The 26,863-nt window shown below is 70.9% G+C and carries 25 protein-coding genes; 15 read left to right on the top strand and 10 right to left on the bottom strand.

Annotated features, from left to right (window positions below; translation table 11 throughout):
• Nucleotides 1–51: 51 nt before the first annotated feature.
• Nucleotides 52–1,299: a diaminopimelate decarboxylase gene (gene lysA, locus AC07VX_RS24740; protein ID WP_493166844.1), complete on the bottom strand. Its 1,248-nt coding sequence runs from the start codon at nt 1,297–1,299 to the stop codon at nt 52–54.
• 70 nt (nt 1,300–1,369) lie between these two features.
• Between lysA and AC07VX_RS24735 the strand changes: the two genes are divergently transcribed.
• Nucleotides 1,370–2,275 (top strand): LysR family transcriptional regulator, encoded by a 906-nt coding sequence (locus AC07VX_RS24735; RefSeq protein WP_493166843.1) that lies wholly within the window; start codon nt 1,370–1,372, stop codon nt 2,273–2,275.
• Here AC07VX_RS24735 and dxs read toward each other — a convergent pair.
• Genes dxs through xseB form a run of 3 tightly spaced genes read right to left on the bottom strand, consistent with a single transcriptional unit; the run spans nt 2,226 to nt 5,272 of the window.
• Nucleotides 2,226–4,124, bottom strand: coding sequence for a 1-deoxy-D-xylulose-5-phosphate synthase (gene dxs / locus AC07VX_RS24730; RefSeq protein ID WP_493166842.1), 1,899 nt, complete (start codon nt 4,122–4,124; stop codon nt 2,226–2,228). The two genes, AC07VX_RS24735 and dxs, sit on opposite strands and share 50 nt — an antisense overlap.
• A gap of 6 nt (nt 4,125–4,130) precedes the next feature.
• Nucleotides 4,131–5,018: a polyprenyl synthetase family protein gene (locus AC07VX_RS24725; RefSeq protein ID WP_493166841.1), complete on the bottom strand. Its 888-nt coding sequence runs from the start codon at nt 5,016–5,018 to the stop codon at nt 4,131–4,133.
• Nucleotides 5,015–5,272, bottom strand: a complete 258-nt coding sequence (gene xseB / locus AC07VX_RS24720) for an exodeoxyribonuclease VII small subunit (protein WP_493166840.1) — start codon at nt 5,270–5,272, stop codon at nt 5,015–5,017. The genes AC07VX_RS24725 and xseB overlap by 4 nt, the downstream gene beginning before the upstream one ends.
• A 234-nt stretch (nt 5,273–5,506) precedes the next feature.
• Here xseB and AC07VX_RS24715 point away from each other — a divergent pair, with 234 nt between their 5' ends.
• The 4 genes from AC07VX_RS24715 (at nt 5,507) to AC07VX_RS24700 (ending at nt 8,873) form a co-directional block, all read left to right on the top strand.
• Nucleotides 5,507–6,631: an aromatic ring-hydroxylating oxygenase subunit alpha gene (locus AC07VX_RS24715; protein ID WP_493166839.1), complete on the top strand. Its 1,125-nt coding sequence runs from the start codon at nt 5,507–5,509 to the stop codon at nt 6,629–6,631.
• The gene (locus AC07VX_RS24710) at nt 6,631–7,533 is read left to right on the top strand and encodes a DMT family transporter (RefSeq protein ID WP_493166838.1); all 903 of its coding nucleotides are present in this window, start codon (nt 6,631–6,633) and stop codon (nt 7,531–7,533) included. Before AC07VX_RS24715 ends, AC07VX_RS24710 begins: the two co-directional genes overlap by 1 nt.
• 2 nt (nt 7,534–7,535) lie before the next feature.
• On the top strand, nt 7,536–8,360 hold the full coding sequence (locus tag AC07VX_RS24705; RefSeq protein ID WP_493166837.1) for a sulfurtransferase: 825 nt from the start codon (nt 7,536–7,538) through the stop codon (nt 8,358–8,360).
• A 78-nt stretch (nt 8,361–8,438) separates the two neighbouring features.
• Nucleotides 8,439–8,873, top strand: coding sequence for a universal stress protein (locus tag AC07VX_RS24700; protein ID WP_493166836.1), 435 nt, complete (start codon nt 8,439–8,441; stop codon nt 8,871–8,873).
• Nucleotides 8,874–8,876: 3 nt separating this feature from the next.
• On the opposite strand, the gene AC07VX_RS24695 is transcribed toward AC07VX_RS24700, so the two are convergent.
• The 4 genes from AC07VX_RS24695 to AC07VX_RS24680 all read right to left on the bottom strand — a co-directional run bounded on the left by AC07VX_RS24695 (nt 8,877) and on the right by AC07VX_RS24680 (nt 12,723).
• A complete protein-coding gene (locus tag AC07VX_RS24695) occupies nt 8,877–9,914 on the bottom strand; it encodes an alpha/beta hydrolase family protein (RefSeq protein ID WP_493166835.1) in 1,038 nt (345 codons plus the stop codon).
• A 95-nt stretch (nt 9,915–10,009) separates the two neighbouring features.
• Complete coding sequence (locus AC07VX_RS24690) at nt 10,010–11,056, bottom strand: AraC family transcriptional regulator (protein WP_493166834.1); 1,047 nt, start codon at nt 11,054–11,056, stop codon at nt 10,010–10,012.
• Nucleotides 11,043–11,825 (bottom strand): ZIP family metal transporter, encoded by a 783-nt coding sequence (locus tag AC07VX_RS24685; RefSeq protein WP_493166833.1) that lies wholly within the window; start codon nt 11,823–11,825, stop codon nt 11,043–11,045. Before AC07VX_RS24685 ends, AC07VX_RS24690 begins: the two co-directional genes overlap by 14 nt.
• A gap of 61 nt (nt 11,826–11,886) precedes the next feature.
• Nucleotides 11,887–12,723: a dienelactone hydrolase family protein gene (locus AC07VX_RS24680; RefSeq protein WP_493166832.1), complete on the bottom strand. Its 837-nt coding sequence runs from the start codon at nt 12,721–12,723 to the stop codon at nt 11,887–11,889.
• A gap of 61 nt (nt 12,724–12,784) precedes the next feature.
• Here AC07VX_RS24680 and AC07VX_RS24675 point away from each other — a divergent pair, with 61 nt between their 5' ends.
• Complete coding sequence (locus AC07VX_RS24675; protein ID WP_493166831.1) at nt 12,785–14,275, top strand: Ppx/GppA phosphatase family protein; 1,491 nt, start codon at nt 12,785–12,787, stop codon at nt 14,273–14,275.
• A gap of 85 nt (nt 14,276–14,360) precedes the next feature.
• Nucleotides 14,361–14,765, top strand: a complete 405-nt coding sequence (locus AC07VX_RS24670) for a GFA family protein (protein WP_493166830.1) — start codon at nt 14,361–14,363, stop codon at nt 14,763–14,765.
• 9 nt (nt 14,766–14,774) lie between these two features.
• On the opposite strand, the gene AC07VX_RS24665 is transcribed toward AC07VX_RS24670, so the two are convergent.
• Together AC07VX_RS24665 and ppk1 are read right to left on the bottom strand one after the other, a co-directional pair.
• The gene (locus tag AC07VX_RS24665) at nt 14,775–15,236 is read right to left on the bottom strand and encodes a SixA phosphatase family protein (protein WP_493166829.1); all 462 of its coding nucleotides are present in this window, start codon (nt 15,234–15,236) and stop codon (nt 14,775–14,777) included.
• Nucleotides 15,237–15,244: 8 nt separating this feature from the next.
• Nucleotides 15,245–17,299 (bottom strand): polyphosphate kinase 1, encoded by a 2,055-nt coding sequence (gene ppk1 / locus AC07VX_RS24660; RefSeq protein WP_493166828.1) that lies wholly within the window; start codon nt 17,297–17,299, stop codon nt 15,245–15,247.
• Between the two features lie 78 nt (nt 17,300–17,377).
• Here ppk1 and AC07VX_RS24655 point away from each other — a divergent pair, with 78 nt between their 5' ends.
• The 8 genes from AC07VX_RS24655 to AC07VX_RS24620 all read left to right on the top strand — a co-directional run bounded on the left by AC07VX_RS24655 (nt 17,378) and on the right by AC07VX_RS24620 (nt 26,860).
• Nucleotides 17,378–18,253: a hypothetical protein gene (locus tag AC07VX_RS24655; RefSeq protein ID WP_493166827.1), complete on the top strand. Its 876-nt coding sequence runs from the start codon at nt 17,378–17,380 to the stop codon at nt 18,251–18,253.
• Entirely contained in the window at nt 18,250–19,974 is a 1,725-nt protein-coding gene (recJ, locus tag AC07VX_RS24650; protein ID WP_493166826.1) for a single-stranded-DNA-specific exonuclease RecJ, read from the top strand. The genes AC07VX_RS24655 and recJ overlap by 4 nt, the downstream gene beginning before the upstream one ends.
• A 123-nt stretch (nt 19,975–20,097) precedes the next feature.
• Complete coding sequence (locus tag AC07VX_RS24645) at nt 20,098–21,942, top strand: bifunctional diguanylate cyclase/phosphodiesterase (protein WP_493166825.1); 1,845 nt, start codon at nt 20,098–20,100, stop codon at nt 21,940–21,942.
• Nucleotides 21,920–23,839 carry a methyl-accepting chemotaxis protein gene (locus AC07VX_RS24640; RefSeq protein ID WP_493166824.1) on the top strand — a complete coding sequence of 640 codons (1,920 nt, stop codon included), beginning with the start codon at nt 21,920–21,922 and terminating at the stop codon, nt 23,837–23,839. Before AC07VX_RS24645 ends, AC07VX_RS24640 begins: the two co-directional genes overlap by 23 nt.
• Before the next feature lie 28 nt (nt 23,840–23,867).
• Nucleotides 23,868–24,728 (top strand): 3',5'-nucleoside bisphosphate phosphatase, encoded by an 861-nt coding sequence (locus AC07VX_RS24635; protein WP_493166823.1) that lies wholly within the window; start codon nt 23,868–23,870, stop codon nt 24,726–24,728.
• A 51-nt stretch (nt 24,729–24,779) separates the two neighbouring features.
• Complete coding sequence (locus AC07VX_RS24630) at nt 24,780–25,415, top strand: L-threonylcarbamoyladenylate synthase (protein WP_493166822.1); 636 nt, start codon at nt 24,780–24,782, stop codon at nt 25,413–25,415.
• Between the two features lie 169 nt (nt 25,416–25,584).
• Complete coding sequence (locus tag AC07VX_RS24625) at nt 25,585–25,854, top strand: hypothetical protein (protein ID WP_493166821.1); 270 nt, start codon at nt 25,585–25,587, stop codon at nt 25,852–25,854.
• A gap of 208 nt (nt 25,855–26,062) precedes the next feature.
• Nucleotides 26,063–26,860: a hypothetical protein gene (locus tag AC07VX_RS24620; protein ID WP_493166820.1), complete on the top strand. Its 798-nt coding sequence runs from the start codon at nt 26,063–26,065 to the stop codon at nt 26,858–26,860.
• Nucleotides 26,861–26,863: the final 3 nt, after the last annotated feature.

Below are 26,863 nucleotides of genomic sequence, written 5' to 3'. Positions count from 1 at the left end.
CGGATGATCCCCGGAAAATGATCGACCGACCTCAGGACTGACCGCAGTGCGTCAGTTCTCCAGCGCCAACAATTCCTCGACGGTCTGGCGGCGGCGGATGAGGCGCGCCCTGTCGCCGTCCACCAGCACCTCGGCCGCCAGCGGCCGGCTGTTGTAGTTGCTGGACATGGACGCGCCGTAGGCGCCGGCGTCATGGATGACAAGCAGGTCGCCCACCTTGGCGGGCGGCAGCTCGCGGGTCAGCACCTCGCCGCCCGGGCCCTGCGTGAACACGTCGCCCGACTCGCACAGCGGGCCGGCCACGACAGTGGGCCGGGTCTGACCGCCGACGCCGACGCCGACGCCGATCAGGCTCATGGCATGGAATGCACCGTACATGGCCGGCCGCATCAGCTCGTTGAAGCCGGCGTCCACGAGCACGAAACGGTTGGCACCGGCGTTCTTGACCGCGCGCACCTCGGCCAGCAGCACGGCGCTCTCGGCAACCAGGTAGCGACCCGGCTCCAACTCCAGCTTGAGTGCATGGCCGACCAGCGCCTCGGCGTCACGGCGCGCGGTGTCCCACAGGCCGAAATAGTGGTCCACGTCGATGCGGGCATCGCCCTCCCGGTAGGGAATCGAAAGGCCGCCACCCGCGGAGATCGCGTGCAGGTCATGCCCCGCCGCGACGGTCTCGCGCACCAGGCCCACCATGGCCTGGCCGACCTGGGCCAGGTGACCATAGTCCACGCCCGAGCCGATGTGCATGTGCAGGCCCACCAGCTTCAGGCCGTGGCGGCGGATGGCAGACAGCGCAGCGCCGAGGTCGGCATGCCAGATGCCATGCTTGCTGTGCTCGCCGCCCGTGTTCGTCTTGTGGCTGTGGCCATGGCCGAAGCCGGGATTGATGCGCAGCCAGACAGCGTGACCGGGCGACGCGGCGCCGAGCTGGTCCAGCATGTCGATGGAGCCGGCGTTCACCGGGATGCGGTGCTCGACGACGGTGGCCAGCGTGGCATGGTCCAGCAGGTCGGCGGTGAAGACGATGTCGTCGCCGCCCGCTTCGTAGCCCGCCGCGAGCGCCCGCAGGATCTCGCCACGCGAGACCGAGTCGACCTTGACGCCTTCGGCGCGCAGCACGCGCAGGACGTGGATGTTGGAACAGGCTTTTTGCGCAAAGCGCACGACGTCGAAGCGCTTGAGCGAGCCTGCGCGCTCGCGGATGGTGGCGGCGTCGTACACCCACAGCGGCGTGCCGTGCTCGGCGGCGAGGGCCTGCAGTCGGGCGGGGGTGAAGGCAATGGGCAGGGGCTTGTTCATGGCGCACAGCATGCGCCTGGCCATCCATTCAATCAAATTGCAATTTGTACTGAGACAATTCAATCCTGATATGGATATCCAACATCGCCACATCGAGGTCTTCCGCGCCGTCATGACAGCAGGCAGCGTCACCGGCGCCGCCGCGCTGCTGCACACCTCGCAGCCCACGCTCTCCCGCGACTTGGCAAGGCTTGAGCGGTTGCTGGGCTATGTCCTCTTCGAACGCGAGCGCGGCCGGCTCAAGGCCACGGCCAGGGCGCGGGCGCTGTTCGACGAGGTGGAACGCAGCTTCCAGGGGCTGGCCCGCGTCATCGAGCGTGCCGAGGCGCTCGGGCGCGACGAAGGCGCGGAGCTGACCGTGCTCAGCCTGCCGGCCCTGAGCCACGCGCTGCTGCCTGGCGCGCTCGCCACGCTGCTGGGCGAGCACCCCGGCGCCCGCATCGACATCACGCCGGCCGAGCCCCCGCTGCTGGACGCGTGGATGAGCGAGCAGCGCTTCGACCTGGGCCTGGCCGAGCAGGCCACGCCGCTGCCCGGCGTGCGCGTGGAGCCGGTGCTGGAGGCGGACGAGGTGGCCGTGCTGCCGGCCGGCCACGCGCTGGCGTCACTCGAACGGCTGGCGCTGAAGGATTTTGAGGGCCGGGACTTCGTCAGCCTCGCGGCCGACGACCCCTACCGCGACGAGATCGACGCCCGCTTCGCTGCAGCCGGCATCACCCGCCGTCTGCGCGTGCAGACCCACAGCGCCGTGGCCATCTGCGAGCTGGTCCGCGCCGGGCTGGGCCTGGCCATCGTCAACCCGTTGACCGCGGCGGCCTGCGCCAGCGAAGGCCTGGTCGCGCGACCGCTGGCGGTGTCGATTCCCTACCGCGTCAGTGCGCTGATTCCGCTGCACCGGCCAGCGCAGCCGCTGGTGGCCAGCCTGCTCAGCGCACTGCGGCGCGCACCACCGTCGGCTTCGCCCCGAAGCGCTTGACGATGCTGGCCTCGATGCCGGCGGCGTCCAGGCCGCACAGGCTCATCAGCTTGGCCGGGTCGCCGTGCTCGACGAACTCGTCGGGCAAGCCCAGTTGCAGCACGGGGATGGTGATGCCGGCGGCGCTCAACGCTTCGGCGACGGCGCTGCCGGCACCGCCCATGATGCAACCGTCCTCGACGGTGACGAGGGCGTCATGCGTGCGCGCCAGCTCGGCCACCAGCTCGGCGTCCAGCGGCTTCACGAAACGCATGTTGGCGACCGTCGCGTCCAGCCGCTCGGCCGCTTCCAGCGCCGGGTAGAGCAGCGTGCCGAAGGCCAGCACGGCGATGCGCTGACCCTTTCGGCGAACTTCGCCCTTGCCCCAGGCCTGGGCCGTCATCTGCTTGACCGGCACCACGCCGACGCCAGCGCCACGCGGATAGCGCACGGTCACCGGGCCGTCGTGCATGAAGCCGGTGTAGAGCGCCTGGCGGCACTCGTCCTCATCGGCCGGCGTCAGCACGGCCATGTTGGGAATGCAGCGGGTGTAGGCGATGTCGTAGTTGCCGGCATGCGTGGCGCCGTCGGCGCCGACGAGGCCGGCGCGGTCCAGCGCGAACAGCACGGGCAGGTTCTGGATGGCCACGTCATGGACCATCTGGTCGTAGGCGCGCTGCAGGAAGGTCGAGTAGATCGCGACGACGGGCTTGATGCCTTCGCAGGCCAGGCCGGCGGCGAAGGTGACCGAATGCTGCTCGGCGATGCCCACGTCGTGGTAGCGCTGCGGGAAGCGCTTGTGGAACTCGACCATGCCCGAGCCCTCGCGCATGGCCGGCGTGATGCCCACCAGGCGCGGATCGGCCTCGGCCATGTCGCACAGCCAGTCGCCGAACACCTGCGTGAAGGTCAGCTTGGGCGGCGTGGCGGGCTTGACGAAGCCGACGGCCGGGTCGAACTTGCCCGAGGCGGCGTGGTACTTGACCGGGTCGGCCTCGGCCAGCTTGTAGCCGGCACCCTTCTTGGTGACGATGTGAAGGAACTGCGGCCCCTTCTTGTCGCGCAGGTTCTCCAGCGTCGGCACGAGCGCATCGAGGTCGTGGCCGTCGATGGGGCCGACGTAGTTGAAGCCGAACTCCTCGAAGATGGTGCCCGGCACGACCATGCCCTTGGTGTGCTCCTCGAACTTGCGCGCGAACTCGTACAGCGGCGTGTTCTTCAGCACGTTCTTGGCGCTCTCACGCGCGGCGGCGTAGAAGCTGCCGCTCATCAGCCGGGCGAGGTATTTGTTCAGCGCGCCGACCGGCGGGCTGATGGACATGTCGTTGTCGTTCAGGATGACGAGCACGTCGCCCAGCACGCCGCCGTGGGCCACGCCGGCGTTGTTCAGCGCCTCGAAGGCCATGCCGGCCGTCATCGAGCCGTCGCCGATGATGGCCACGGCTTTGCGGCTCTCGCCCTTGAGCTTGGCGGCCATGGCCATGCCGTGGGCGGCGGAGATGCTGGTGGACGAATGGCCGGTGCCGAAGGTGTCGTACTCGCTCTCGCCGCGGCGCGGGAAGCCGCTGATGCCGCCGAGCTGGCGCAGGCTGCCCATGCGGTCGCGCCGGCCGGTCAGCACCTTGTGCGGGTAGGTCTGGTGGCCCACGTCCCACACCAGCCGGTCCTCCGGCGTGTTGAAGACGTAGTGCAGCGCCACGGTCAGCTCGACCGTGCCGAGGTTGGAACCGAGGTGGCCGCCGGTCTTGGAGACGCTGTCCAGCACATAGGCGCGCAGTTCGTCAGCCAGCTTGCGCAGCTCCGTGCGCGGCAGGCGGCGCAGGTCTGCGGGGCTGTCGATGCCGTTCAGCAGCGTGTAGTCCATGGCCATGCCCTTCTAGTTGTCCCGTTCGACCACAGAATCGGCCAGCAGGCTGAGGTGGCTGACATCCGCCAGACCACTGGCCGCCAGGGCCGCCTTGGCCTCGGCGCGCAGCTGCTGGGCCAGCGCCCGCGCGGCTTCCAGGCCGAGCACGCTGACATAGGTCGGCTTGTTGGCGTCCTGGTCCTTGCCGGCCGTCTTGCCCAGCACCTCCGACGCCTGCGTCACGTCGAGGATGTCGTCGACGACCTGGAAGGCCAGACCCAGTGCGGCACCGTAGTCGGACAGCGACTTCGTGGCCTGCGCGGTGGCCGGCCCGCAGGCTGCGCCCATCATGACGCTGGCCTGCAACAGCACGCCGGTCTTGCGGCGGTGCATGTCGCGCAGCGTGCACTCGTCCAGTTGCTTGCCGATGCTGGCCAGGTCGATGGCCTGGCCGCCAGCCATGCCGTCGTGGCCGGCCGAGCGGGCCAGCAGCGAGCACAACCGCGCCTGCAGTGCAGGGGCAATCCCCGCGTCCGGCGTCAGCACCTCGAAGGCCAGCGCCTGCATCGCGTCGCCGGCCAGCATGGCCTGGGCCTCGCCGAAGGCAACATGCGTCGTCGGCTTGCCGCGGCGCATCACGTCGTCGTCCATGCAGGGCATGTCGTCGTGCACCAGCGAATAGGCGTGGATGAGCTCGACCGCGCAAGCCGCACGCATGGCCGCGAAGCTGTCGCCGCCCACGGCGGCGCAGCTCGCCAGTACCAGCAGCGGACGCAGCCGCTTGCCGCCGCCCAGCACGGCATAGCGCATCGCCTCGCCGAGACCGGCCGGGGCGCCCGCCGGTACCAAGTCGTCCAGCGCCGCCTCGAAGGCAGTCAGGGACGCCTGCGTCCAGCGCTCAAAGTCTTGTGCATTCAAGATTCCGGGCCCTCCCAGGCCTTCAGTTCGGCGCCGTCCAGCAGCTTGACCTGCTGTTCCACCGCCTGCAGCCGGCCACGGCACAGGGCGAGCAGTTCGGCACCGCGCTTGTAGCTGTGCAGGAGCTGGTCCAGCGGCAGCTGCTGCCCCTCCATGGCCGCCACCAGGCGCTCCAGCTCGTCGAGCGCCTGCTCGTAGCTGAGTTCCGTACCGTCGGGAGCGGTGGACTTGGGGCGGGCGGAGGTCTTTGTCATTTCAAAACGCGAAACGGCAATTGTAGTCAGCGGGTTAACCCATACCGGACGTGACAACGGTTACCGTCGGCAGCGCGACACAGGCATGCGTAGAATCCCGCACCTCTCGCCCGAGCGCGCCCGCGCGCAGCCGCGGGCTCCTTTCCACACCTAGCAACCTGGCCGACTCGGCACCCCCGAGATGCGCCGGAGGGACGCAGCACCCCTACTTCGCCTGAAAGACCCGCCTGGATCATGTCCGACCTGAGCCTCCCCGTCTCGGCGCTGAAACGCAGCCAGACCCAGCTCCCGGTGAGCGCCTACTTCGATACCGAACTGTTCCAGCGCGAACAGGCCAGCATCTTTCAGCGAGGGCCCCGCTATGTCGGCCATGCACTGGCCGTCCCTGAAATCGGGGACCACTATGCCCTGCCTCAAGAGGGCGAAGGGCGGGCACTAGTGAGGTCGGCGCAGGGGATCGAGCTGATCTCCAACGTCTGCCGCCACCGCCAGGCGGTCATGCTGCGCGGACGCGGCAACACGAAGTCCAACATCGTCTGCCCGCTGCACCGCTGGACCTACTCCCATCAGGGCGAGCTGATCGGCGCCCCGCATTTCGACCAAGACCCCTGCCTGAACCTCAACCGCTACAAGCTGCAGGAATGGAACGGCCTGCTGTTCGAGGACAACGGCCATGACGTCGCCGCCGAACTGGCCAACCTCGGCCCGCGTGCCCAGCTGGACTTCTCCGGTTTCGTGCTCGACAAGGTCCAGGCGCACGAGTGCAACTACAACTGGAAGACCTTCATCGAGGTCTATCTGGAGGACTACCACGTCGGCCCCTTCCACCCCGGCTTGAGCGGCTTCGTCACCTGCGATGACCTGGCCTGGGAGTTCGGCAAGCACCACTCGGTGCAGACCGTGGGCGTGCAGAACGCGCTGGAGCGCCCGGGCTCGCCGGTCTACCAGCGCTGGCACGACCAGTTGCTGAAGTACCGCGAGGGCCGCCCGCCGGAGGCCGGCGCCATCTGGCTGACCTACTACCCGCACATCATGGTCGAGTGGTATCCGCACGTGCTGGTCGTCTCGACCCTGCATCCCCAGGGCCCGCAGAAGACGCTGAACCTCGTCGAGTTCTACTACCCCGAGGAAATCGTCGCCTTCGAGCGCGACTTCGTCGAAGCCCACCAGGCCGCCTACATGGAGACCTGCGTCGAGGATGACGAGATCGGCGAGCGCATGGACGCCGGCCGCAAGGCCCTGTTCGATCGCGGCGACAACGAGGTTGGCCCCTACCAGAGCCCGATGGAAGACGGCATGCAGCACTTCCACGAGTGGTTCAGGCAGCAGATGGCCATGGACAGGGTCGATAGCGTCTGATGCCGGCGCCCCTGCTCATGGTGGCGGCGACGCTGCTGTTCGCCACCATGGGTGTCTGCGTCAAGCTGGCCAGTGAGTTCTACGCGGCCAGCGAGATCGTCATGTACCGGGGCATCGTCGGCTCCGTGATGATGGCGCTGCTGTCGCACCGCCACGGCATCAGCCTCAAGACGCGGCTGCCCGGCATGCACCTGTGGCGCAGCATCTCCGGCGTGACCTCGCTGTGCCTGTGGTTCTACGCCATCGGCAAGCTGCCGTTGGCCACGGCCATGACGCTGAATTACATGTCCTCGGTGTGGATGGCCCTTTTCCTGCTGGGCGGCGCCGTGCTGATGGGCGCCCAGCGCCTGGACTGGCGGCTGATGGCCTCCGTGCTGCTCGGCTTCGTGGGCGTCGCCCTCATCCTGCGCCCCACGCTGGACCAGCAGCAGCTCTGGTACGGCCTGGCCGGCCTGCTGTCCGGCATGATCGCCGCCATGGCCTATCTGCAGGTCTCGGCCCTGGGCCGGGCCGGCGAGCCCGAACTGCGCGTCGTCTTCTACTTCTCGCTCGGCGGCTGCGTGGCCGGCGCCGTCATCACGGCCGTCACCCAGGGCGGCCTGCAGAGCCACACGCTGCGGGGTGCCGCCCTGCTGCTGGCCGTCGGCGTGCTGGCCACCACCGCCCAGGTCTGCCTGACACGGGCCTACTCCATCGGCCGGCCGCTGGTGAATGCCTGCCTGCAGTACCTCGGCATCGTGTTCTCCTTCATCTACGGCATGCTGCTGTTCAAGGACGCGCTGACCTGGCATGCCGCCATCGGCATGCTGCTGATCATCGGCGCGGGCATCGCCGCCACGCTGCTGCGCGCCAAGGTCGCTCCGCCGGCCAAGGACAGCCAGTTCAACCCCAACGAGTCCTGACCGTGACCTACACGACGCTGATCTCCCCCACCGAACTGCGCGCCCTCGGCGACCCGCTTGTCATCGAGTGCAGCTTCGACCTCGCCGATACCGACGCCGGCGAGCGCGCCTACGCCGCCGGCCACATCCCCGGCGCGTTCTACCTGCATCTGGACCGCGACCTCTGCGGCGACAAGACCGGCCCCGATGGCGCCTTCCGCGGCCGCCACCCGCTGCCCGGGCGCGACGCCTTCGCCGCGCTGATGTGCCGGCTGGGCCTGGCCGCCGGCCGCCAGGTCGTCGCCTACGACCGCCAGGGCGGCCCCTATGCCGCCCGCCTGTGGTGGATGCTGCGCTGGCTGGGCCACGCCGAGGTTGCCGTGCTGGACGGCGCCTGGGACGGCGACACGACGACCGAGCCCGCCGTGGCGACGCCGACCGACTGGCAGCCCGGCGCCCCCCTCGTCGGTCAGGTCGACGCTGCTGAGCTGCTGAAGAAGCTCGGCAACGTCCGCCTCATCGACGCCCGCGCCGCCGAGCGCTTCCGCGGCGAGGTCGAGCCGCTGGACAAGGCCGCCGGCCACATCCCCGGCGCCAGCAACCGCTTCTTCAAGGACAACCTCGGCGCCGACGGCCGCTTCAAGCCCGCCGTCCAGCTGCGCGCCGAGTTCCAGGCCTTGCTGGCGCCGCACCAGGCTGACGCCGTCGTCCACCAATGCGGCTCCGGCGTCACGGCCTGTCACAACCTGCTGGCCATGGCCCACGCGGGATGGGGCGACGGCCTGCTCTACCCGGGCTCCTGGAGCGAATGGTCGTCGAGCCCCGACCGGCCCGTCGCCAAGGGATGAGCAACGGCTTGATCTCCGACAAACGCGCCAGGCCCTGATGGGCCACACTGCAGTCCTCAGCAACGACTGGAGGACCGAATGTTCAAGCGCATCCTCGTCCCGACGGACGGCTCCGACATCACCGCCAACGCGGTCAACACCGCCATTCAGCTCGCCAAGGTACATGGCGCGCAGTTGCTGACGCTCAGCGTCATGGAACCCTTCCCGTACAGCGCGGTCTCCGAGATCCAGCCCGTCCCGCCGCAGGAGTTCATCGATGCGCAGCAGCGCGTCGCCACCCAGCGCGTCGAGACCGTCACCGCCACGGCCGCCGCGCAGGGCCTGGCGTGCAAGGGCCACACCGTCGAGGCCCTGCACGCCTGGGAAGCCATCATCGACCACGCCAAGACCGAGGGAGTCGATCTCATCGTCATGGCCTCGCACGGTCGCCGCGGCGTCGCTGCGCTGCTGCTGGGCAGCGAAACGCAGAAGGTGCTGACCCACACCGAGCTGCCAGTCCTCATCGTCAAGTAGAGCTCACTGCGTCGCCAGCAGGTGGCGGCGGAAGAAATCCACCGTGGCCCCCACCCACTGCGCCGTCGCGGCGGGGCGGTCGAAGCCAGGTGGGTCGCACAGCAGGCTGCATTCCAGGCCGCCCAGGCGCTCGGCGGGCGGCGGCGGGGCCAGCAGCGCACCATGGCCGGCGCCATGCAGCTCGGCGATCCGCTCGCAGCCCGCACAGGCGGCCAGAACGGGGTCGCTGTGCAAGCGCGGCGACAGCCAGCGGTCGCCGTCGGCCGTGATAAGCGCCAGCGGCACGCGCGGCCGGGCGAGCGTGGCGACGTCGAAGTCGGCCGCCGCGGGCACGGCAGCGACGATGGCGGCCAGGCGCGGGTCGTGGTGGGTGCGCGGCGCGGCGTCGCCGCCGAACTTCCAGCTCAGCACGCGCCGGGCCAGCCAGAGCCTGGGGCCGTCCAGCCAGCCTCCGGTCAGGCCGGTCGCCAGGCCCACGCAGGCGTTGAAGTCCTCGGCCAGGTGCTGGTCGCAGTGCGCGCGAAAGCGCTCCGGTGACCAGGCGCCGCCGGCCAGCGTGAGCATGGTGTGCCCGCCGGCCGACATGCCGAAACCGCCCACGCGGTCCAGCTCCAGGTTCGCGAATCGCGGGTCGGCCGCCACGCGGTCGATGGCGTGGCTGATCTCGGAGGGCCTCAGCTGCCAGCTCTCGGGGCCGGGGTGGCCGGGGTCGCTCCAGTTGTCGCCGCGGTGCAGCGGCAGCGCAACGACGAAGCCGGCCTCCACCAGCGCCTGCGCCAGCGCGGTGTGCACCCAGGGCCCGCCGCCCGAGCCGTGGGAGATGGCGACGAGGCGGCCGTTGCCCGGCACGGGCGGCGCGTCTGGCGCCAACATCAGCGCCAGGTCGCCGCGCGTCTCGGGGCGCCCGGCCGTGGCGGTGGGATAGAACAGCGTGACCGCGCCGCCCCCGTCATCGTCAGGCAGGGTCAGCGTGCCGACGGTGGCAGCCCGGGCGGCACCGCACAGGGCCAGGCCGGCAAGCAGGGTTCTCAGCAAAAACATCGAAGACTCCTCGGGGTTGAGAAGTCCGCAGGCTCGGCCGTCGAGCCCGCCACGTCTGGCCGAAACCTCGGTTTTGCAGGTTTCGGCCCGTCTTTCTACGAATCGGCCAGCGATTTCCGCTGGCGGAATTCGGTGGGCGTGACGCCGGTGTCGGCCTTGAAGGCGCGGTTGAAGGGGCCGATGGAGCCAAAGCCCACGTCCAGCGCGATGCTCAGCACCGGCAGGCCGCGCTCCGCCGGGTCGGCGAGGCGACGCTTGGCTTCGGCCAGGCGCAGGCCGTTCACGTAGGCGTTGAAGTTGCGGTGGCCCAGGCCCCGGTTGATGACGCGGCGCAGCCGGTACTCGGGCGCGGCGAGCTGACTGGCCAGGCCGGCAAGGCTCAGGCCTTCCTGCGCATACCCCCTGCCCTCGCCCATCAGCTTCGCAAGCGCGACGGCGACGACCTGGTCCTGCGGGTCTTCGGCCGGAGCGGGCGGCGGCACGGGCGCGGCGGCCTCGCCCCACAAGCCCTGCGCGCGCGGCGCCAGCAGCCGGCCGGCGACAACGGCGGTCAGCGTCAGCAGCATGGCCACATCGCCCAGGGCCGCGCCGTCGCTGAGACTGCCGTCCGCGGAGCGGATGCGCAGGCCCACCATGACGAGGGCATAGGCCGCGCCGCCGCCCACGACGACGCCGCGCAGCCGGCGCCGCGGCTCGATGAGGTCCACCCGCCAGGGCCCGACGACGGCGGCCAGGCCCAGCAGCGCGAAGACGACGGGGATGGCACGCATCAGCGCCCAGCCCGGCCACCAGGCGTGCCACTGGCAGACCAGGGCGCCGAACAGCGCAACGGCCGCCCACAGCCCGCCGTGCCAGGCGCGCAGCCGGAAACCGTCCTCGAAGACGGCGCGCGCGAACAGCCAGAACAGCACGGCCGAGCCCAGCGAGATACCGATGCCCGGCGCCTGCGGCTGGCAGCGCAGCTGGTGCTCCACCCAGGGCGAGGCCGACAGCGTCTGCACGATGAGGGAGGCCGCCAGCGCGATGCCCGTGCGCACCAGGTCGGCATGCCGGGCGTGGCGCCAGTGCGGCCGCAGCGCGGCGATGACGAGGGCCAGCAGCGCGATCAGCGCGCCGCGCAGCCCCGCGTCAATGAGTGCCATGCAGCAGTTGCGACACCGCGAAGGCCACGCCCAGGCCCACGGCCAGCCAGGCGACCTGGGCCAGGGTGTCGCGCCAGGCCAGGCGCTGCTGCAGCTGGGGCAGCAGGTCGGCCACCGAGATGTAGATGAAGCTGCTGGAGGCCAGCACCAGCAGCCAGGGCAGCACGCCTTCAAAGCTGCCGATCAGGAAATAGCCCAGCACGCCGCCCACGACGGAGGCCATGCCCGAGATGGCGTTGAACAGCAGCGCCTTGGCGCGGCTCAACCCGGCGTTGAGCAGCACGATGTAGTCGCCCACCTCCTGCGGGATCTCGTGGGCCACGATGGCCAGCGCCGTGGCGAACCCGAGCCGCGTGTCGGCCAGGAAGGCGGCCGCGATGATGGCGCCGTCGCAGAAGTTGTGGATGCTGTCGCCCACCAGCACCGTCAGCCCGCCGCGCCCGGCCTGCTCGGCGTCGAAGTGGTGGTGGTGGTGGTGGCCGTCGTCCTCGTGGTGGTGCGTGTGGCGGTAAAGCTCCACCTTTTCCAGCAGCCAGAAGAACAGCAGGCCGGCCAGCAGCACGGCAAAAAGCGTCTGCGGCTCGGCCGTGCGGCTCTCGAAGGCTTCGGGCAGCACGTTCAGCAGCGAGGTGCCCAGCAGGATGCCGGCCGACAGGCTGACGAGGCTCTTGACGAGGCGGGTCAGCACGCCCACCGTCAGGCTCGCGGCGACCAGCACCGACAGCAGGCCGCCCGCGAAGGTGGCGAGCACGATGTAGAGAAGGGTCATGGGATCATGCAAAGCAACGGGCCGCAGCTGCGGCCCGACTGCAGCCAGCGTAGCAGAGCTGTCAAGCCACGCCGTTTTTGCGCAGCCAGGCCAGGCAGCGCGCCCAGCCGTCGTCGGCCGCCGCCGGGCGGTAGCTGGGGCGGTAGTCGGCGAAAAAGGCATGCGGCGTGTCGGGGTAGACGACGATCTCGCAGCGGGTGTTGCCGGTGGCCTTCAGCGCGGCTTCGAGCGCGGCCAGTGTCTCGACCGGGATGCCGCCATCCGCCGCGCCATACAGGCCCAGCACCGGTGCCTTGAGCCCGGCTGCGCGCTCGGTGATGCTGTCGTCGCCGGCGTGGTAGCTGCGCGCCACCGGGCCGTACCAGGCGACGGCCGCCTTCAGCGCGGGCTGGTGGGTGGCATAGGACCAGGCCGTGCGGCCGCCCCAGCAGAAGCCGGTGATGCCGAGCCGGCCGGTGTCGCCGCCATGGGCCGCGGCCCAGGCGACGGCGGCGTCGAGGTCGGCATTGACCTGGGCGTCGGCCGCCTTGCCGACGACCTCGCCGATCAGCCTCGGGATGTCGGTGTAGCTGCCCGCGTCGCCATGCCGCACGAACAGCTCGGGCGCGATGGCCAGATAGCCCAGCCTGGCGAAGCGCCGGCAGACATCGGCAATGTGCGCATGCACGCCGAAGATCTCGCTGGCCACGAGGATGACAGGCAGGTTCGCGCCGCCCGCCGGCGCGGCGCGGTAGGCCGGCATCTGCAGGTCGCCCACGGCAATGCCCACCACGCCGGCGTCCAGGCCCGCCGCGTCGGTGGTGATGGTGTGGGCCGTCACCGGCAGCACGGCGGCCGCGAAGCTGCTACGACCGGGGTCGCTGGGCGGCGCAGGGCGGCCGGTCTCGTCTTTCGACATGGGGCTCCCGGATGGGGCGGTTACGAAGGGGCGTCAAATTTTGCCCCGACAATTCCGCCCCATGACGACGCGCCCTGATACCGCCGGCCAGATCTGGGCCTCCATCGACATCGGCTCCAACAGCTTCCGCCTGGAGCTCGCCCGCCTCTCCGGCGAGCGCTACCAGCGCGTCAGCTACATCAAGGAGAGCGTGCGCCTGGGCGCCGGGCTGGACGCCAACGGGATGCTTACCGAGGCGGCCATGCAGCGCGGCCTGGCCTGCCTGAAGAGTTTCGGTGAACAGCTCGTCGGCATCGCGCCGCAGCGCATCCGCGCCGTCGCCACGCAGACGCTGCGCGAGGCGCGCAACCGCAACGCCTTCCTGGCCCGCGCCGAGGCCGTGCTGGGCCACCCCATCGAGGTCATCGCGGGCCGCGAGGAAGCACGCCTGATCTTTGCCGGCGTCGCCCGGCTGCAGCCGTCGGCCAAGCCGCGCCTGGTCATCGACATCGGCGGCCGCTCCACCGAGATGATCCTGGGCAGCGGCCGCAAGCCGCTGCTGGCCGAGTCCTTCGGCGTCGGCAGCGTGGGCCTGTCGCTGCGCTTCTTCGCCGATGGCGTCTACAGCGCCGAGGCCTTCCGCGCCGCCCAGGTGGCCGCCGGCGCCGAGCTGGAGGAGGCGCTGACTCTTTTCCGCCCCGAGCTCTGGCAGGAGGCCCTGGGCTCCTCGGGCACGGTGGGTGCGGTATCGCAGATCCTCGCCGCCTCGGGGCAGACGGACGGCCGCGTCACGCCGGCCGCGCTGCGCTGGTGCATCGAGCGCTGCCTGGCCGCCGGCGCGCAGGACAAGCTGCAGCTGCCCGGGTTGAAGGACGACCGCCGCCCCGTCGTCGCCGGCGGCCTGTGCATCCTCTACACGCTGCTGACGCAGTTCGGTATCGAGGAGCTGCTGCCCACCAAGGGCGCGCTGCGCCAGGGCGTCATCTTCGACCTGGCCGAGCGCCTGCAGCCCAGCGGTGCGCGCGACCCGCGCGGCGCCTCGGTTGTCGAGCTGCAGACCCGCTTCGGCGTGGACAAGCCCCAGGCCGACCGCGTGGCCGGCCAGGCCGAGAAGCTCTACCGCCAGCTCAACGCGAGGCCCGCTCCCGAGCTGCTGCGCGAGCTGGGCTGGGCCGCGGCCCTGCACGAGATCGGCATGCTGGTGTCCCACCACGACCACCACCGCCACAGTGCCTACGTCATCGCCCATGTCGATGCGGCCGGCTTCTCGACCAACCAGCTGCAGCGCATTGCCGCGCTCGCGCTGGGCCAGCGTGGCGGCCTGCGCAAGATGGAGGCCCAGCTGGCCGACGGCAGCCTGCTGGAGCAAGTGATCGCGCTGCGCCTGGCCGTCATCCTGTGCCATGCGCGCACGCTGCCGGCGGGCGCGCCGAAGCTGGAGCGCGATGGCAGGCAGCTGACGCTGCGCTGCCCCAAGGGCTGGGGCACCAGCCACGCCCGCACCCGCTTCCTGCTGAAGGAGGAGGCCGAGGCCTGGGGGCGCAGCGGCGCCATCGAACTGACGGTGGCGTAACGGCCGGCAACAGCCCCCTCTGCTGTCAGGCGTTGACAGCGTGGCTCGCGAGGATGGTCCGTCCTCCACTCCACGCGAGACCGCCATGCTCAAGACCTACACCGGCAGCTGCCATTGCAAGGCCGTGCGTTTCGAGGTCGACCTCGACCTGGCCGCCGGCACCGGCCGCTGCAACTGTTCCATCTGCTTCAAGACGCGCAACTGGAGCGCCTCCGTCAAGCCCGATGCGTTCCGGCTGCTCACCGCCGAGGCCGCGCAGAGCGACTACCAGTTCGGCTCCGGCAGCGTCCACCACCTCTTCTGCAAGACCTGCGGCGTGCGCTCGTATGGCCACGGCTACATCGAGGAAGCAGGCGGCGCCTTCGTGTCGGTCAAGCTGAACTGCCTGGACGACGTCAGCCCCGCGGAGCTGGTGGGCGCGCCGGTGCAGTACTACGACGGCCTGCACAACAATTGGTGGCACACGCCGCCAGAGACCCGCCACCTTTGACGGCCGGGCTCAGAGCGCGTCGGGCCCCTGCACCGCATGCAGCGTCACCTCCGGCTCGCCGTCGCGCTGGCGCCAGCGCAGCCACCAGACGGCGCCCTTCTTGACGGCCCAGTCCTGTTCCACGCCGGCCAGCAGCTGCGCCGTCAGCCGGCCCAGCGTCGGTTGATGGCCGCAGATCAGCACTGGCTCGCTCGACCTGGGCCAGCGCGCCGCTTCGATCAGCGCCGCGATCGGCGCGTCAGGCGCCAGCGAGGCGACGATGCGCGACTCGCGCCCCAGGGCCTCGACCGTCTGGCGGCAGCGCAGCGCCGGGCTGACGAGCACGCGTGTCGAGGCCGCCAGGCGATGGTTCAGCCACGCCGCCATACGCCGCGCCTGGCGCTCGCCCTTGGGCGTCAGCGCACGCTGCAGATCGTCCTGGCCCGGGGCGATGACCTCGGCTTCGGCATGGCGCCACAGGATCAGGTCCATCGCTCGCCTCACTCCCCCTCGCTGTAGCGGCGCATCAGCGCCTGCTGGGCGCTGATGCCGCTGTCGCTGACGCGCACCGAGCGCCCGTCGGGGCCCAGCTGCCAAGCATCCATGGTGTCATGCAGATAGGGCTGCAGGGCCTCGTCGATGACGCGCTGGCGCAGGCGCGCGTCCAGCACCGGCCAGGCCACCTCGATGCGGCGGAACATGTTGCGGCTCATCCAGTCGGCGCTGGACAGGTAGAGCGCCGTTTCGTCCTCGCCCTCGCCCCAGCGGAAGTACAGCACCCGCGTGTGCTCCAGGAAGCGCCCCACCACCGAGCGCACGACGATGTTGTCGCTGACGCCCGGCAGGCCCGGCGGCAACATGCAGGCGCCGCGCACGATGAGGTCGACCTTGGCGCCGGCCCGGGCCGTGCGCAGCAGGCCGTGGATGAGCTCGGCGTCGGTCAGGGCGTTGATCTTCACGACTACGCGCGCCGTCTTGTAGCCGGCCAACGCCGCCTGCTCCACCTGGGCCAGCAGCTCCAGCATGCGCCCGTGCATGTTGAACGGCGCCAGCAGCATGCGCCGCGGCGCCTTGAACTTGCCCAGCGACGCGAGCTGGCGGAACACCGAGTCGGCGTCGGCCGTCAGGTCGGCATCGGCCGTCAGCAGGCCCAGGTCGGTATAGAGCCGGGCCGTCTTGGGGTTGTAGTTGCCGGTGGAGATGTGGGCATAGCGGCGCAGCTTGCCGCTCTCGCGCCGCGTGATCATCAGCAGCTTGGCGTGGGTCTTGTAGCCGACGATGCCGTACACCACCTGCGCCCCCACCGCCTCCAGCCGCTCGGCCCAGTTGATGTTGGCCTCCTCGTCGAAGCGTGCCTTCAGCTCCACGACCGCCATCACCTCCTTGCCGCGCCGCGCCGCCTCGATGAGCAGGTCCATCAGCTCCGACTTGGCGCCGGTGCGGTAGATGGTCTGCTTGATGGCCAGCACGTCGGGATCGACCACCGCCTCGCGCAGCATCTGCACGACGGGCTCGAAGCTCTCGAAGGGGTGGTGCAACAGCACGTCGCTCTTCTTCAGCTTCTCGAAGATGGACTTGTGGCGCGGCAGTCGGCCCGTGGGCCAGGCCGGCTCGAAAGGCTTGAAGCGCAGGCCCGGCGCGTCGGTCTGGTCGATCAGCTCGTTCAGGCGCACCAGGTTGACCGGCCCGTTGACGCGGTAGAGGGCCGCGTTGGGCAGGCCGAACTGCTCCAGCAGGAACTCCGACAGCTCGGCCGGGCAGCTGTTGACCACCTCCAGCCGCACGGCGCGGCCGAAGTGGCGCGTCGTCAGGCCCGAGCGCAGTGCATGGCGCAGGTTGGCGATCTCCTCTTCATCCACTTCGAGATCGGAGTCGCGCGTGACGCGGAACTGCGAGAAGGCCTCGACCTTGCGCCCCGGGAAGAGCTCTTCCAGGTGGGCGCGGATGACGCTGGTCAGCAGCACATAGGCCTGGCGGCCGTCGCTGAGCGTGGCCGGCAGCTTGATGACGCGCGGCAGCACGCGCGGCACCTTGACGATGGCGATGCGGTTGTCGCGGCCGAAGGCATCCTTGCCCGACAGCCGCGCGATGAAGTGCAGCGACTTGTTGGCCACCTGCGGGAAGGGGTGGGCCGGGTCCAGCCCCACCGGCACGAGCAGCGGCTTGACCTCGCGCTCGAAGAATTTCTGCACCCAGCGCCGCTGCGGTTCGTCGCGGTCGGCATGGTTGAGGACGACGATGCGCTGCTGCTGCAGCAGCGGCATCAGCTGCTCGTTGAAGATCAGGTACTGCTCGTCGATCAGCGTGTGCGCCGCACGGCCGACGCGGTCGACGTCCTGGCCAGTCACGGCGCTGAGCGGGTCGCGCACGGCGTCCAGCATGTCCGCGAAACGCACCTCGAAGAACTCGTCGAGGTTGCTCGACACGATGCAGACATAGCGCAGCCGCTCCAGCAGCGGCACGTCCTCCCGCTGCGCCTGGGCCAGCACGCGGCGGTTGAATTCGAGGATGGCCTGTTCGCGGTTGAGCAGCTTCAGCGGAGTCGGGGCGGTCATGGTGAAAAGTGTATGAACGCTTTGTGACAAGCGTATGGGCAAGCCGGCCCAGCCTTCGCCTTTGGATAATCCCCCGCCATGCACCTGATGATTCCCCATGCCAGCGCGCTGGACGAGGCCGCCCGGCATGCCTTCGGCGCCCTGCAGCTGCCGAACCTGGCCGCCCTGCTGGCCCGGCTCAGCCCCGCCGAGACCTGGGGCGGCGACGAGTTCTCGCCCCAGCCGCCCCACCACCTCGCCCTGGCCGCGCTGCACCGGCAGGCCGGGCCCAGCGCCGCCGCCTGGGCCGTGCAGGCCGGCCCCGAACTGGCCTGGGCGCTGATGAGCCCTGTCCATCTGGCCGTCGGCACGGACGGCGTCGACGTGCTGCCGCCCGCGGCCCTGCGCCTGTCGGAGTCCGACGCCGCCCGCTTCGCCGCCCTGCTGCACGAGCTCTGGCCCGCGGCCGAGGGCTGGCAGTGGCGGCTGCTCGACGCGACGCGCTGGGCCATCGGCCATCCAACGGCACTGGACGGCCTGAGCGCCGCCAGCATTGAGCGCGCCGCCGGCCGCTCCATCGAGCCCTGGCTGCCCGAGAGCCGCGTGCTGCGCCGCTGGCAGAACGAGGCCCAGATGCTGCTGCACGGCCATGCGCTGAACCAGGACCGCGAGGCGCGTGGCGAACATGCCATCAACTCGGTCTGGATCGGCGACATCGGCCGCAGCAGCGGCCATGCGGCCGACGTGACGGTCGACGCCCGCCTGACCGAGCCGCTGCTGAACGGCGACCTCGCCGCCTGGGCCGAGGCCTGGCAGCGCCTGGACGCCGGCCCGCTGGCGAACGAGCTGACCAGCCTGACCCTCTGCGGCGAGCGCTTCGCTCGGCGCTTCACCGCGCAACCGCTGTCGCTGGTCGACCGACTGAAGCGCCGCTGGCGGGCGCCCGACGTGGCGGCCGTGATGGAGGCGCTGTGAAGCTCGTCGAACGCGATGTACCGCCGCGCACCGCCTGGGCGCTGGAGCAGGCCGGCGTCGCGCCGCTGCTGGCCCGCCTGCTCGCCGCCCGCGGCGTGCGCGAGGCCGCCGAGCTGGACGAAAGCCTGGCCCAGCTGCTCCCGCCCACCGATCTCAAGGGCCTGCCCGAAGCCGCGCGGCTGCTGGCCGATGCCATCCAGCAGGGCGAACGCCTCGTCATCGTGGCCGACTACGACTGCGACGGCGCCACCGCCTGCGCAGTCATGCTGCGCGGCCTGCGCCTGCTGGGCGCCCAGCCCGGGCAGCTCGGCTACGTCGTGCCCGACCGCGCCGTGCACGGCTACGGCCTCACGCCCACCATCGTCGACCTGGCGCTGGAGCAGCAGCCCGCCCTGCTCGTGACGGTAGACAACGGCATCGCCAGTCTGGCCGGCGTCGCTCATGCGAAAGCCGGGGGGCTGAAGGTGCTGGTCACCGACCACCACCTGCCCGCCGTCGTGGACGGGGCCGTCGTCGTCCCCGAGGCCGACGCGATCGTCAACCCCAACCAGCCCGGCTGCACGTTCGCGAGCAAGGCGCTGGCGGGCGTGGGCGTGGCCTTCTATGTGCTGATGGGCCTACGCGCCGAGCTCCGCGCGCGCGGAGCGTTCACGGACGTGCCGCGCCTGGACGGCTTGCTCGACCTCGTGGCCCTGGGCACCGTGGCCGACGTCGTCAAGCTCGACGCCAACAACCGCCGCCTCGTCGCGCAAGGCCTGAAGCGCATGCGCGCCGGCCGCGCGCAGCCGGGCGTCATGGCGCTGTTCTCGGCCGCCAAGCGCGACGCGAGCAAGGCCCAGGGCTTCGACCTCGGCTTTGCGCTCGGGCCGCGCATCAACGCCGCCGGCCGGCTGGCCGACATGACGCTGGGCATCGAGACGCTGACCACCAACGACCCCGAACGCGCCCTGGCCCTGGCCACCCAGCTCGACGCGATCAACCGCGAGCGCCGCGAAATCGAGAGCGGCATGCGCGAGATGGCCGAGGCGCGGCTGGACAGCCTGGTCGAAGCGCTCGAAGGCGCCCTGCCTCCCGCCGTGGCACTGTTCGACGCCGACTTCCACGAAGGCGTCGTCGGCATCGTCGCCTCGCGCATCAAGGACCGCGTGCACCGCCCCACCTTCGTGTTCGCGCGCGGCGCCGACGGCCAGCTGAAGGGTTCGGGCCGTTCCATCCCGGGCTTTCACCTGCGCGACGCGCTGGACCTCGTCGCCAAGCGCGAGCCCGAGCTGCTGGCCAAGTTCGGCGGCCATGCGATGGCAGCCGGCGCAACGCTGGCCAGCGGCGAGATCGGCGACGTGAACCGCTTCGCGCTGGCCCTGGCCCGCGTGGCCGAGGAATGGCTGGACGAGCAGGACCTGACCCGCACGCTGCGCCACGACGGTGCCCTGCCGCCCGAGGCCGCCAACGCCGAGACGGCGCGGCTGCTGGACACCCAGGTCTGGGGCCAGGGCTTCGAGCCGCCGGTGTTCTGCGACCGCTTCGAGCTGGTCTCGCAGCGCCTGGTCGGCGAGAAGCATCTGAAGCTGCGCCTACGCCAGGCCGGCCGACTCATCGACGCGATCTGGTTCAACCACGTCGACATGCTGCCCGAGCGCGCCACGCTGGCCTACCGCCTCAGCCTGGACGAGTGGCAGGGCCAGCCGCGCGTGCAGTACATCGTCGAGGCAGTGCAGATGTGAACGTTCTCACGGCGGCCCCCGGCACAGCTAAGCGGTCACCTGAGCGTCACAAATGGTTTCAAGAATGCGCTCCGGGTGTGCTTGCGGATATCTCGCGGGCATTCACCCGCCGGAGCCCTGCCCATGCGCGACCCCGCGCCCGACCCCCTTGCCACAGCGCTGGATCGCCTGATCGCCCAGCGCAACTTTGACATCCATTTCCAGCCCCTGGTCGCCATCGACCGCGCCGAGATCTTCGCCTTCGAGGCCTTGACGCGGGCGCCAGCCGACGGGCCGCTGCATTCGCCGCTGGTGCTGTTCGAGACGGCGGCGCGCTGCGGCCGTCTCATCGAGCTGGAGCAGCTCATCGTGCGCCGCGCCACCGAGCGCTTCAAGGCCCTGGGCCTGCCCGGCCAGCTCTTCCTGAACGTGACGGCCGACACGCTGCTGGCCGCCCGCGAACGCGTCGGCGCGCTGGCCACCGAGCTGCGCGAGCTGGGCCTGCCCACTTCGCGCATCGTCGTCGAGCTGACCGAGACCCGCCCCATCGAGGACCTGGCCCAGCTCGACGACACGCTGGCGGCGCTGCGCGCCCACGGCTTTCGCATCGCGCTGGACGACCTCGGCGAAGGCTTCGCCTCGCTGCGCCGCTGGATCGAGATGCGGCCCGACTTCGTCAAGATCGACCGCCATTTCATCGACGGCATCGCCCAGGAGCCGCTCAAGCAGCAGTTCGTGCGCTCCATCGTCGAGATGGCCGCCACTAGCGGCGGCGAGGTGGTGGCCGAGGGACTGGAGCAGGAGCCCGATCTGGAGGTGCTGCGCCGCCTGGGCATCACCATCTGCCAGGGCTATCTGTTCGCACGCCCGAGCGCGACGCCACGCGCCCAGCTCGGCGCGCAGTGGAGCGGCCGCCTGGCTGCCGCCGCCCAGCCGCGGCTGCTGCAGAACGACCTCGCGCTGCCGCTGGAACAAGGCGCCATCACGACGGCCGCCCAGCTCGCGCGCCGCGCGCAGACGACGACGCCGACGGCCCCCTGCCGCGAAATCGTCGAGCTCTTCCGCCGCGACGACCAGCTGCTGGCCGTGCCCGTGCTCGACGAGCAGCAGCGCCCCATCGGCGTGCTGCGCTCGCTGCACGTGCTCAAGCGCAGCACCGAGCGCTACTTCATGGACATCTTCGCCAAGCGCAGCTGCGTGGAGCTGATGGACGCGAGCCCGCTGGTGTTCGACGTGTCGACACCGCTGCGCGCGATGAGCGATGCGGTGGCCAACCTCGACGAGCGCCTGCTGATGGACGGCTTCATCGTCACCCGCGACGGCGCCTACTTCGGCTCGGGCCGCAGCTCAGACCTGCTCAAGGCCGTGTCCGACCTGCAGGTGCACGCCGCCCGCTACGCCAACCCGCTCACACTCTTGCCCGGCAACGTGCCCATCGACAACCACCTCGACCGCCTCATCGAAGGCGGCGAAGCCTTCCTGGCCGCGGTCTGGGACATCGACCACTTCAAGCCCTTCAACGACGTCTACGGCTACCGCGTCGGCGACGACATCATCCGCCTCGCCGCCCGGGTGCTGACCCAGGCCGCGGACCCGCAGATCGACTTCGTCGGCCACATCGGCGGCGACGACTTCGTCATGGTGCTGCGCAGCGCCGACTGGGAGCAGCGGCTGGACCGCGTCTGCAGGGCCTTCGATGCCGGAGTGCGCAGCTTCTTCTCCTCCGAGCACCTGGCCGCCGGCGGCTACGTGACGCTGAACCGCCAGAACCAGCCCAGTTTTCACCCGCTGCCCACCATCTCCTGCGGCGCCCTGCTGCACCAGGCCGGCAGCTTCGAGAGCGCCCGCGCCCTCGCCGCGGCCCTGGCCGAGCCCAAGCGCGTCGCCAAGGGCCGCGCCGGCGGCAGCCGCTTCTTCATCGACCGGCGCCAGCACGCCACGCATCGCCTCCCCCCCGTCGTCTCCCATGAGCCTGCTGAAATTCTCTGAACACTGGAGCCTGCGCACGCGGCTCGCCCTCGTCGCCATGCTGTCCCTGCTGCTCGGCCTGCTGCCCAGCGGCATGCTGCTGAACCATTACGCCGATCAACTGAGCATCGTTGCCGCCGAACATCATGCCCTGCCCGCCAACCGCGCCTGGCAGGCCGCCCTGGCCGCACTGCAGGACCAGCGCGGCCTCGGCGCCGAGGCGCTGAGCACCAAGCCCGAGGCCAAGCCTCAGGCCATGGCCGCCGCCGATAAGGCCGGCCAGGCGCTACAGGCACTGGAGCAGAGCCTCGCCGACGACGGCCTCGACGCCCGCCTCACCGCGCAGCAGCGCGAACGCGTCGCCCAGCTGCGCGCCCAGCACGCCGAACTCGCCAAGGCGCTGGCCGAGGGGCCGCTGGACGCCCCCAGGCTGCTGGCCGCCCAGGCGCGCCTGGCCGACGCGGCCTTCGACGGCATCGCGGAACTCAACGCCGGCGCCGGCCTGCTGCTGGACCCCGAGGCCTCGTCCTACTTCGCCATCATTGCCGGCCTGCAGGCCGCGCCCCGGGTGCAGGACGCCCTGTCCGAGCTCGCCGCCCTGGCCCGCGCCGCCGCAGTGGACGACCTCGCCAGCATCTCTGCCGCCCACACCCGCTACCGCGAGCACGGCACGCAGATGCAGACCCATCTGCAGCTCGCGCTGCAGGCCGGCGACGGCGCCCTCAACGAGCGCCTGAAGCCGCTGGCCGAGTCGGCGCGGGCGCAGCGGCTGCAGGTCGACGAAACGCTTGCCGCGGCCGCCAAGGACGTGAACTTCCCGCTGGAACAGCTCGCCACCCGCCTGGCCGAAGCCGGCGCGCTGCAGGCACGGCTGAGCCAGCAGGTCATGGAGGCGCTGGACGCCGGCCTGGCCGAGCGCGCCGACGCCGCCAGACTGCGCCGCAACCTCGTCATGGCCCTGCTGCCGGCGGTGCTGGCGCTGATGATCTTCCTCATGGTGCGCTCCATCCGCCAGCTGCTGATCCCGGTCGGCCAGATGGTGGAGGTGACCGAACGCATCGCCGCGGGCGACCTGAGCCAGGCCGTGCCCCAGGGCCGGCGCGACGAGCTGGGCCGCGTGCTGGGCGCCCTCGAACACATGCAGCAGCGCCTGCGCGGCCTCGTCGAGCGCATCCACGGCGACGCCGGCGGCATCCGCCACGCGGTGCAGGAGATCGCCGCCGGCAACCAGGACCTCGCCGACCGCACCGAGCAGGCCGCGGCAAGGCTGCAGCAGACCGCCGCCAACGTGCAGGCCCTCACCGCAGCCGTGCAGCACAGCAGCGCCTCGGCGCAGGACGCCGAGGGCCTGGCCCGCTCGGCGGCCGACGTCGCGGCCCGCGGCGGGCAGGTCGTCAGCGAGGTGGTGGGCACGATGAAGGGCATCGAGGAGGCCAGCCGGCGCATCGGCGACATCACCGGGCTCATCGACGGCATCGCCTTCCAGACCAACATCCTGGCGCTGAACGCAGCCGTCGAGGCCGCCCGTGCCGGTGACGCCGGCCGCGGCTTCGCGGTCGTCGCCAGCGAGGTGCGTGCCCTGGCCCAACGCAGCGCCACTGCGGCGCGCGAGATCAAGTCGCTGATCGCCCAGTCCGTGGAGCGCGTGGAGGCCGGCACGGCGCAGGCGGCCGAGGCCGGCAACTCCGTCGAAGCCATTCTCGGCAAGGTGCAGGACATGAGCGCGCTGATCCACTCGATGGCCGAGCAGACGCGCGCCGAGGCCCAGCAGACCACCGAGGTAGGCGAGGCCGTGCGGGCCATCGACGCGATGACGCAGCAGAATGCCGCCCTCGTCGAGGAAGCCGCCGCGGCCGCGGACAGCCTGCGCTCGCAGGCCGAGGGCATGGACGAGACGGTGAATGCCTTCCGGCTCTAGGCGTTTGCGCGGCTGACACAATCGAGGGGTGAAACTCGACTCCACCCTGAACGCCGACCTGCACTGCCATTCCGTCGTGTCGGACGGCACCCTGACGCCCGAGGCCCTGGCCGAACGCGCCAAGGCCGCCGGGGTGCAACTCTGGTCGCTGACCGACCATGACGAGATCGGCGGCCAGCAGCGCGCCATCGACGCCGCCCGGGCCCTCGGCCTGCCCTACCTGACCGGCACCGAGATCTCGGTGACCTTCGCCGGCCGCGTCGTCCACATCGTCGGCCTGGGCTTCGACCACCGGGCGACTGAACTGGCCGAGGGCCTGCGCGCCACGCGCGGCGGCCGCGAGTCGCGCGCCCGCGATATGGCGGCCAGCCTTGCCGCGGCGGGCATCCCCGGCGCCTTCGAGGGCGCGCTGAGATACGTCGGCAACCCGGACCTGATCTCGCGCACCCACTTCGCGCGCTTCCTCGTCGACGGCGGCTTCTGCAGCGACGTGCCCGAGGTCTTCCGCCGCTTTCTGACCGAGGGCAAGCCCGGCTTCGTGCCGCACCGCTGGGCGGCGCTGAAGGACGCCGTGGGCTGGATCACCCGCGCCGGCGGCATCGCCGTCGTCGCCCACCCGGGCCGCTACGACTTCACGGCGATCGAGGAATACGCCCTCATCACCGAGTTCGTCGGCCATGGCGGCCGCGGCATCGAGGTGGTGACCGGCAGCCACACGCCGGACGAGTTCGTGAAGTACGCCGACACGGCGCTCGAGTTCGGTCTGCTCGCCTCACGCGGCTCCGACTTCCACTCGCCCGAGGAAAGCCGCATCAACCTCGGCGCCCTGCCGCCGCTGGCCGCGCGGCTGACGCCCGTGTGGGCCGAGCTGGCCGAACGCATCCACTGAGCGGCCTCGGCGGGGGCGCCTTTCCCCGGCAACCGGTATACGCTTGCAACCATGGCCCAGCTCTTCGAAGTCCACCCCGACAACCCGCAGCCGCGCTTCCTGCGCCAGTGCGCCCAGATGCTGCAGGCCGGTGGCATCGGCGCCGTGCCCACCGACTCCAGCTACGCCTTCGTCTGCCACCTCAACGACAAGGCCGCGGCCGAGGCGCTGCGCCGCGTGCGCGGCGTGGACGACAAGCACCACCTGACGCTGCTGTGCCGCGACCTGTCGGAGCTGGCCACCTACGCGATGGTGGACAACCGCCAGTACCGGCTGCTCAAGCTCGCCACGCCGGGCGCCTACACCTTCATCCTGCCGGCCACCAAGGAGGTGCCGCGGCGGCTCTCCCACCCGAGCCGGCGCACCATCGGGCTGCGCGTGCCCGAGAACAAGGTCATCCAGGAGCTGCTAGCCCTGTTCGGCGAGCCGCTGCTGTCCACCACGCTGATCCCGCCCGGCGAGACCGAGCCCATGAACGACGCCGCCGACGTCTGCGCGCGCCTCGACCGCCAACTCGCCTTCGTGCTGGATGCCGGCGCCTGCCCGGCTCAGCCGACCACGGTGCTGGACCTCAGCCAGGGCGATGAGCCCATCCTGGTGCGCCAGGGGCGCGGCGACCTGGCCAGGCTGGGATTGCAGCTGGACTGAGGTCCAGGCGCTGCGGTACATCGCCGCAGCTCATCCAGCGCTTTTGCAGTTCATCCAGCGCGGCCCGCGCTTGATCGCAGGGGTCTGGAAGCGCGCGCCTCCGTTGCCGAAACTGAGTCCATCGAACAAGCAATCACGCAGTTCGAGACCCAGCCAAACGGAGTCCATCATGAGCCTGCAAACCGTCTTCACCGCCGCCGTCCTGGCCTTCTCTGCCGTCGCCGCCCAGGCCGCGCCTCAGCCCACCGTCAAGCTGGAGCGCGTTGTCGTCACCGGCAAGGCCACCCGCGAGGTTGCCCAGCTGCCGCGCGTCGTCGTGACCGGCTACGCCCAGCGTGAAGTGGCCCAGCTTCCCCGTGTCGTCGTCGTCGGCTACAGCGAAGCCACGCTGGCCCGCCAGACCCTGGCCGCCGCCAAGACCTCGACCAAGCGCATCTGAACCAGGCGTCATCCGACCATGCACGTGACGCCTTTTTCTTTCCGCACCGAGCCGAGTCGCCAGCGCTGCTGAGCAGCGTTGCCGACTCGGCTCGGCCTTGTCATCACGCGCCGCAGAAAGCGGCGAATTGCCCTGCTGCAGGGCGGCAGTTCGGGCGGCTCCGGTGCCCCGGCCCGGGGAGAATCCTGGCATGGGCGGAGCAGCTGCGATGAAGATGGACATCCTGGGCATGAGCCACGCGATCAGCGTGCTGCGTGCCCTGGCGCCCGATGCGGGCGTCTCCCACGAGTCCTGGGCCACCCGGGCCGGGCAACCGGGCTTCCAGCCGGTGGGGGTGCTGGGCAACGGCGTCGAGCTGCGCGCCCACCTGATCCCGCCCCAGGTCGACTGCCGCGCCGTCATCCAGGCGGTGGACGGCCGCCCCACCGTGGCGGCGAGCCCGGCCCTGCTGGAGATCGTCAACGCCGTCGACCCGGGCGCCCTGCTGCTGTCCTTCCTCGGCGGCAACGAGCATTCGGTGCTGTCGCTGCTGAACCCGGCCGCGCCCTTCGACTTCGTCTGGCCCGCCACCAGCGAAGCGGCACTGCTGCCCGGCCACCAGCCGGTGTCGGTCGGCTTCGTCGAGGCCCAACTGCTCGGCGCCCTGCAGCAGACCCTGGCCCAGCTGACGCTGCTGCGCGTGCGCCACCCCGAACTGCGCATCGTGCATGTGGCCCCGCCGCCGCCGCAGGCCAACGAGGCGCGCATGCGCGACACGCCCGAAGTCTTCGGCGACCTGATCGCCCGCCACGGCCTGATGCCGCTGAGCATCCGGCTCAAGTACTACGGTCTCTACGTCGAGCTGCTGCGCCGCCAGCTGGCGCCGCTGCGCATCGAATGCCTGGGGCCGCCGCCGGCCAGCCTGGACGCGAAGGGCGCCCTGCTGGACACGCTGACGCTGGGCTGTACCCATGGCAACGAAGCCTACGGCGCGCTGGTGCTGCAGCAGTTGCGCGACCTGGCCTGAGGC

This window comes from Roseateles sp. GW821-FHT03B02 (assembly GCF_059421025.1).
Note: the sequence above shows the minus strand (reverse complement) of the source record. Positions and strands in the feature narration are given on the sequence as shown.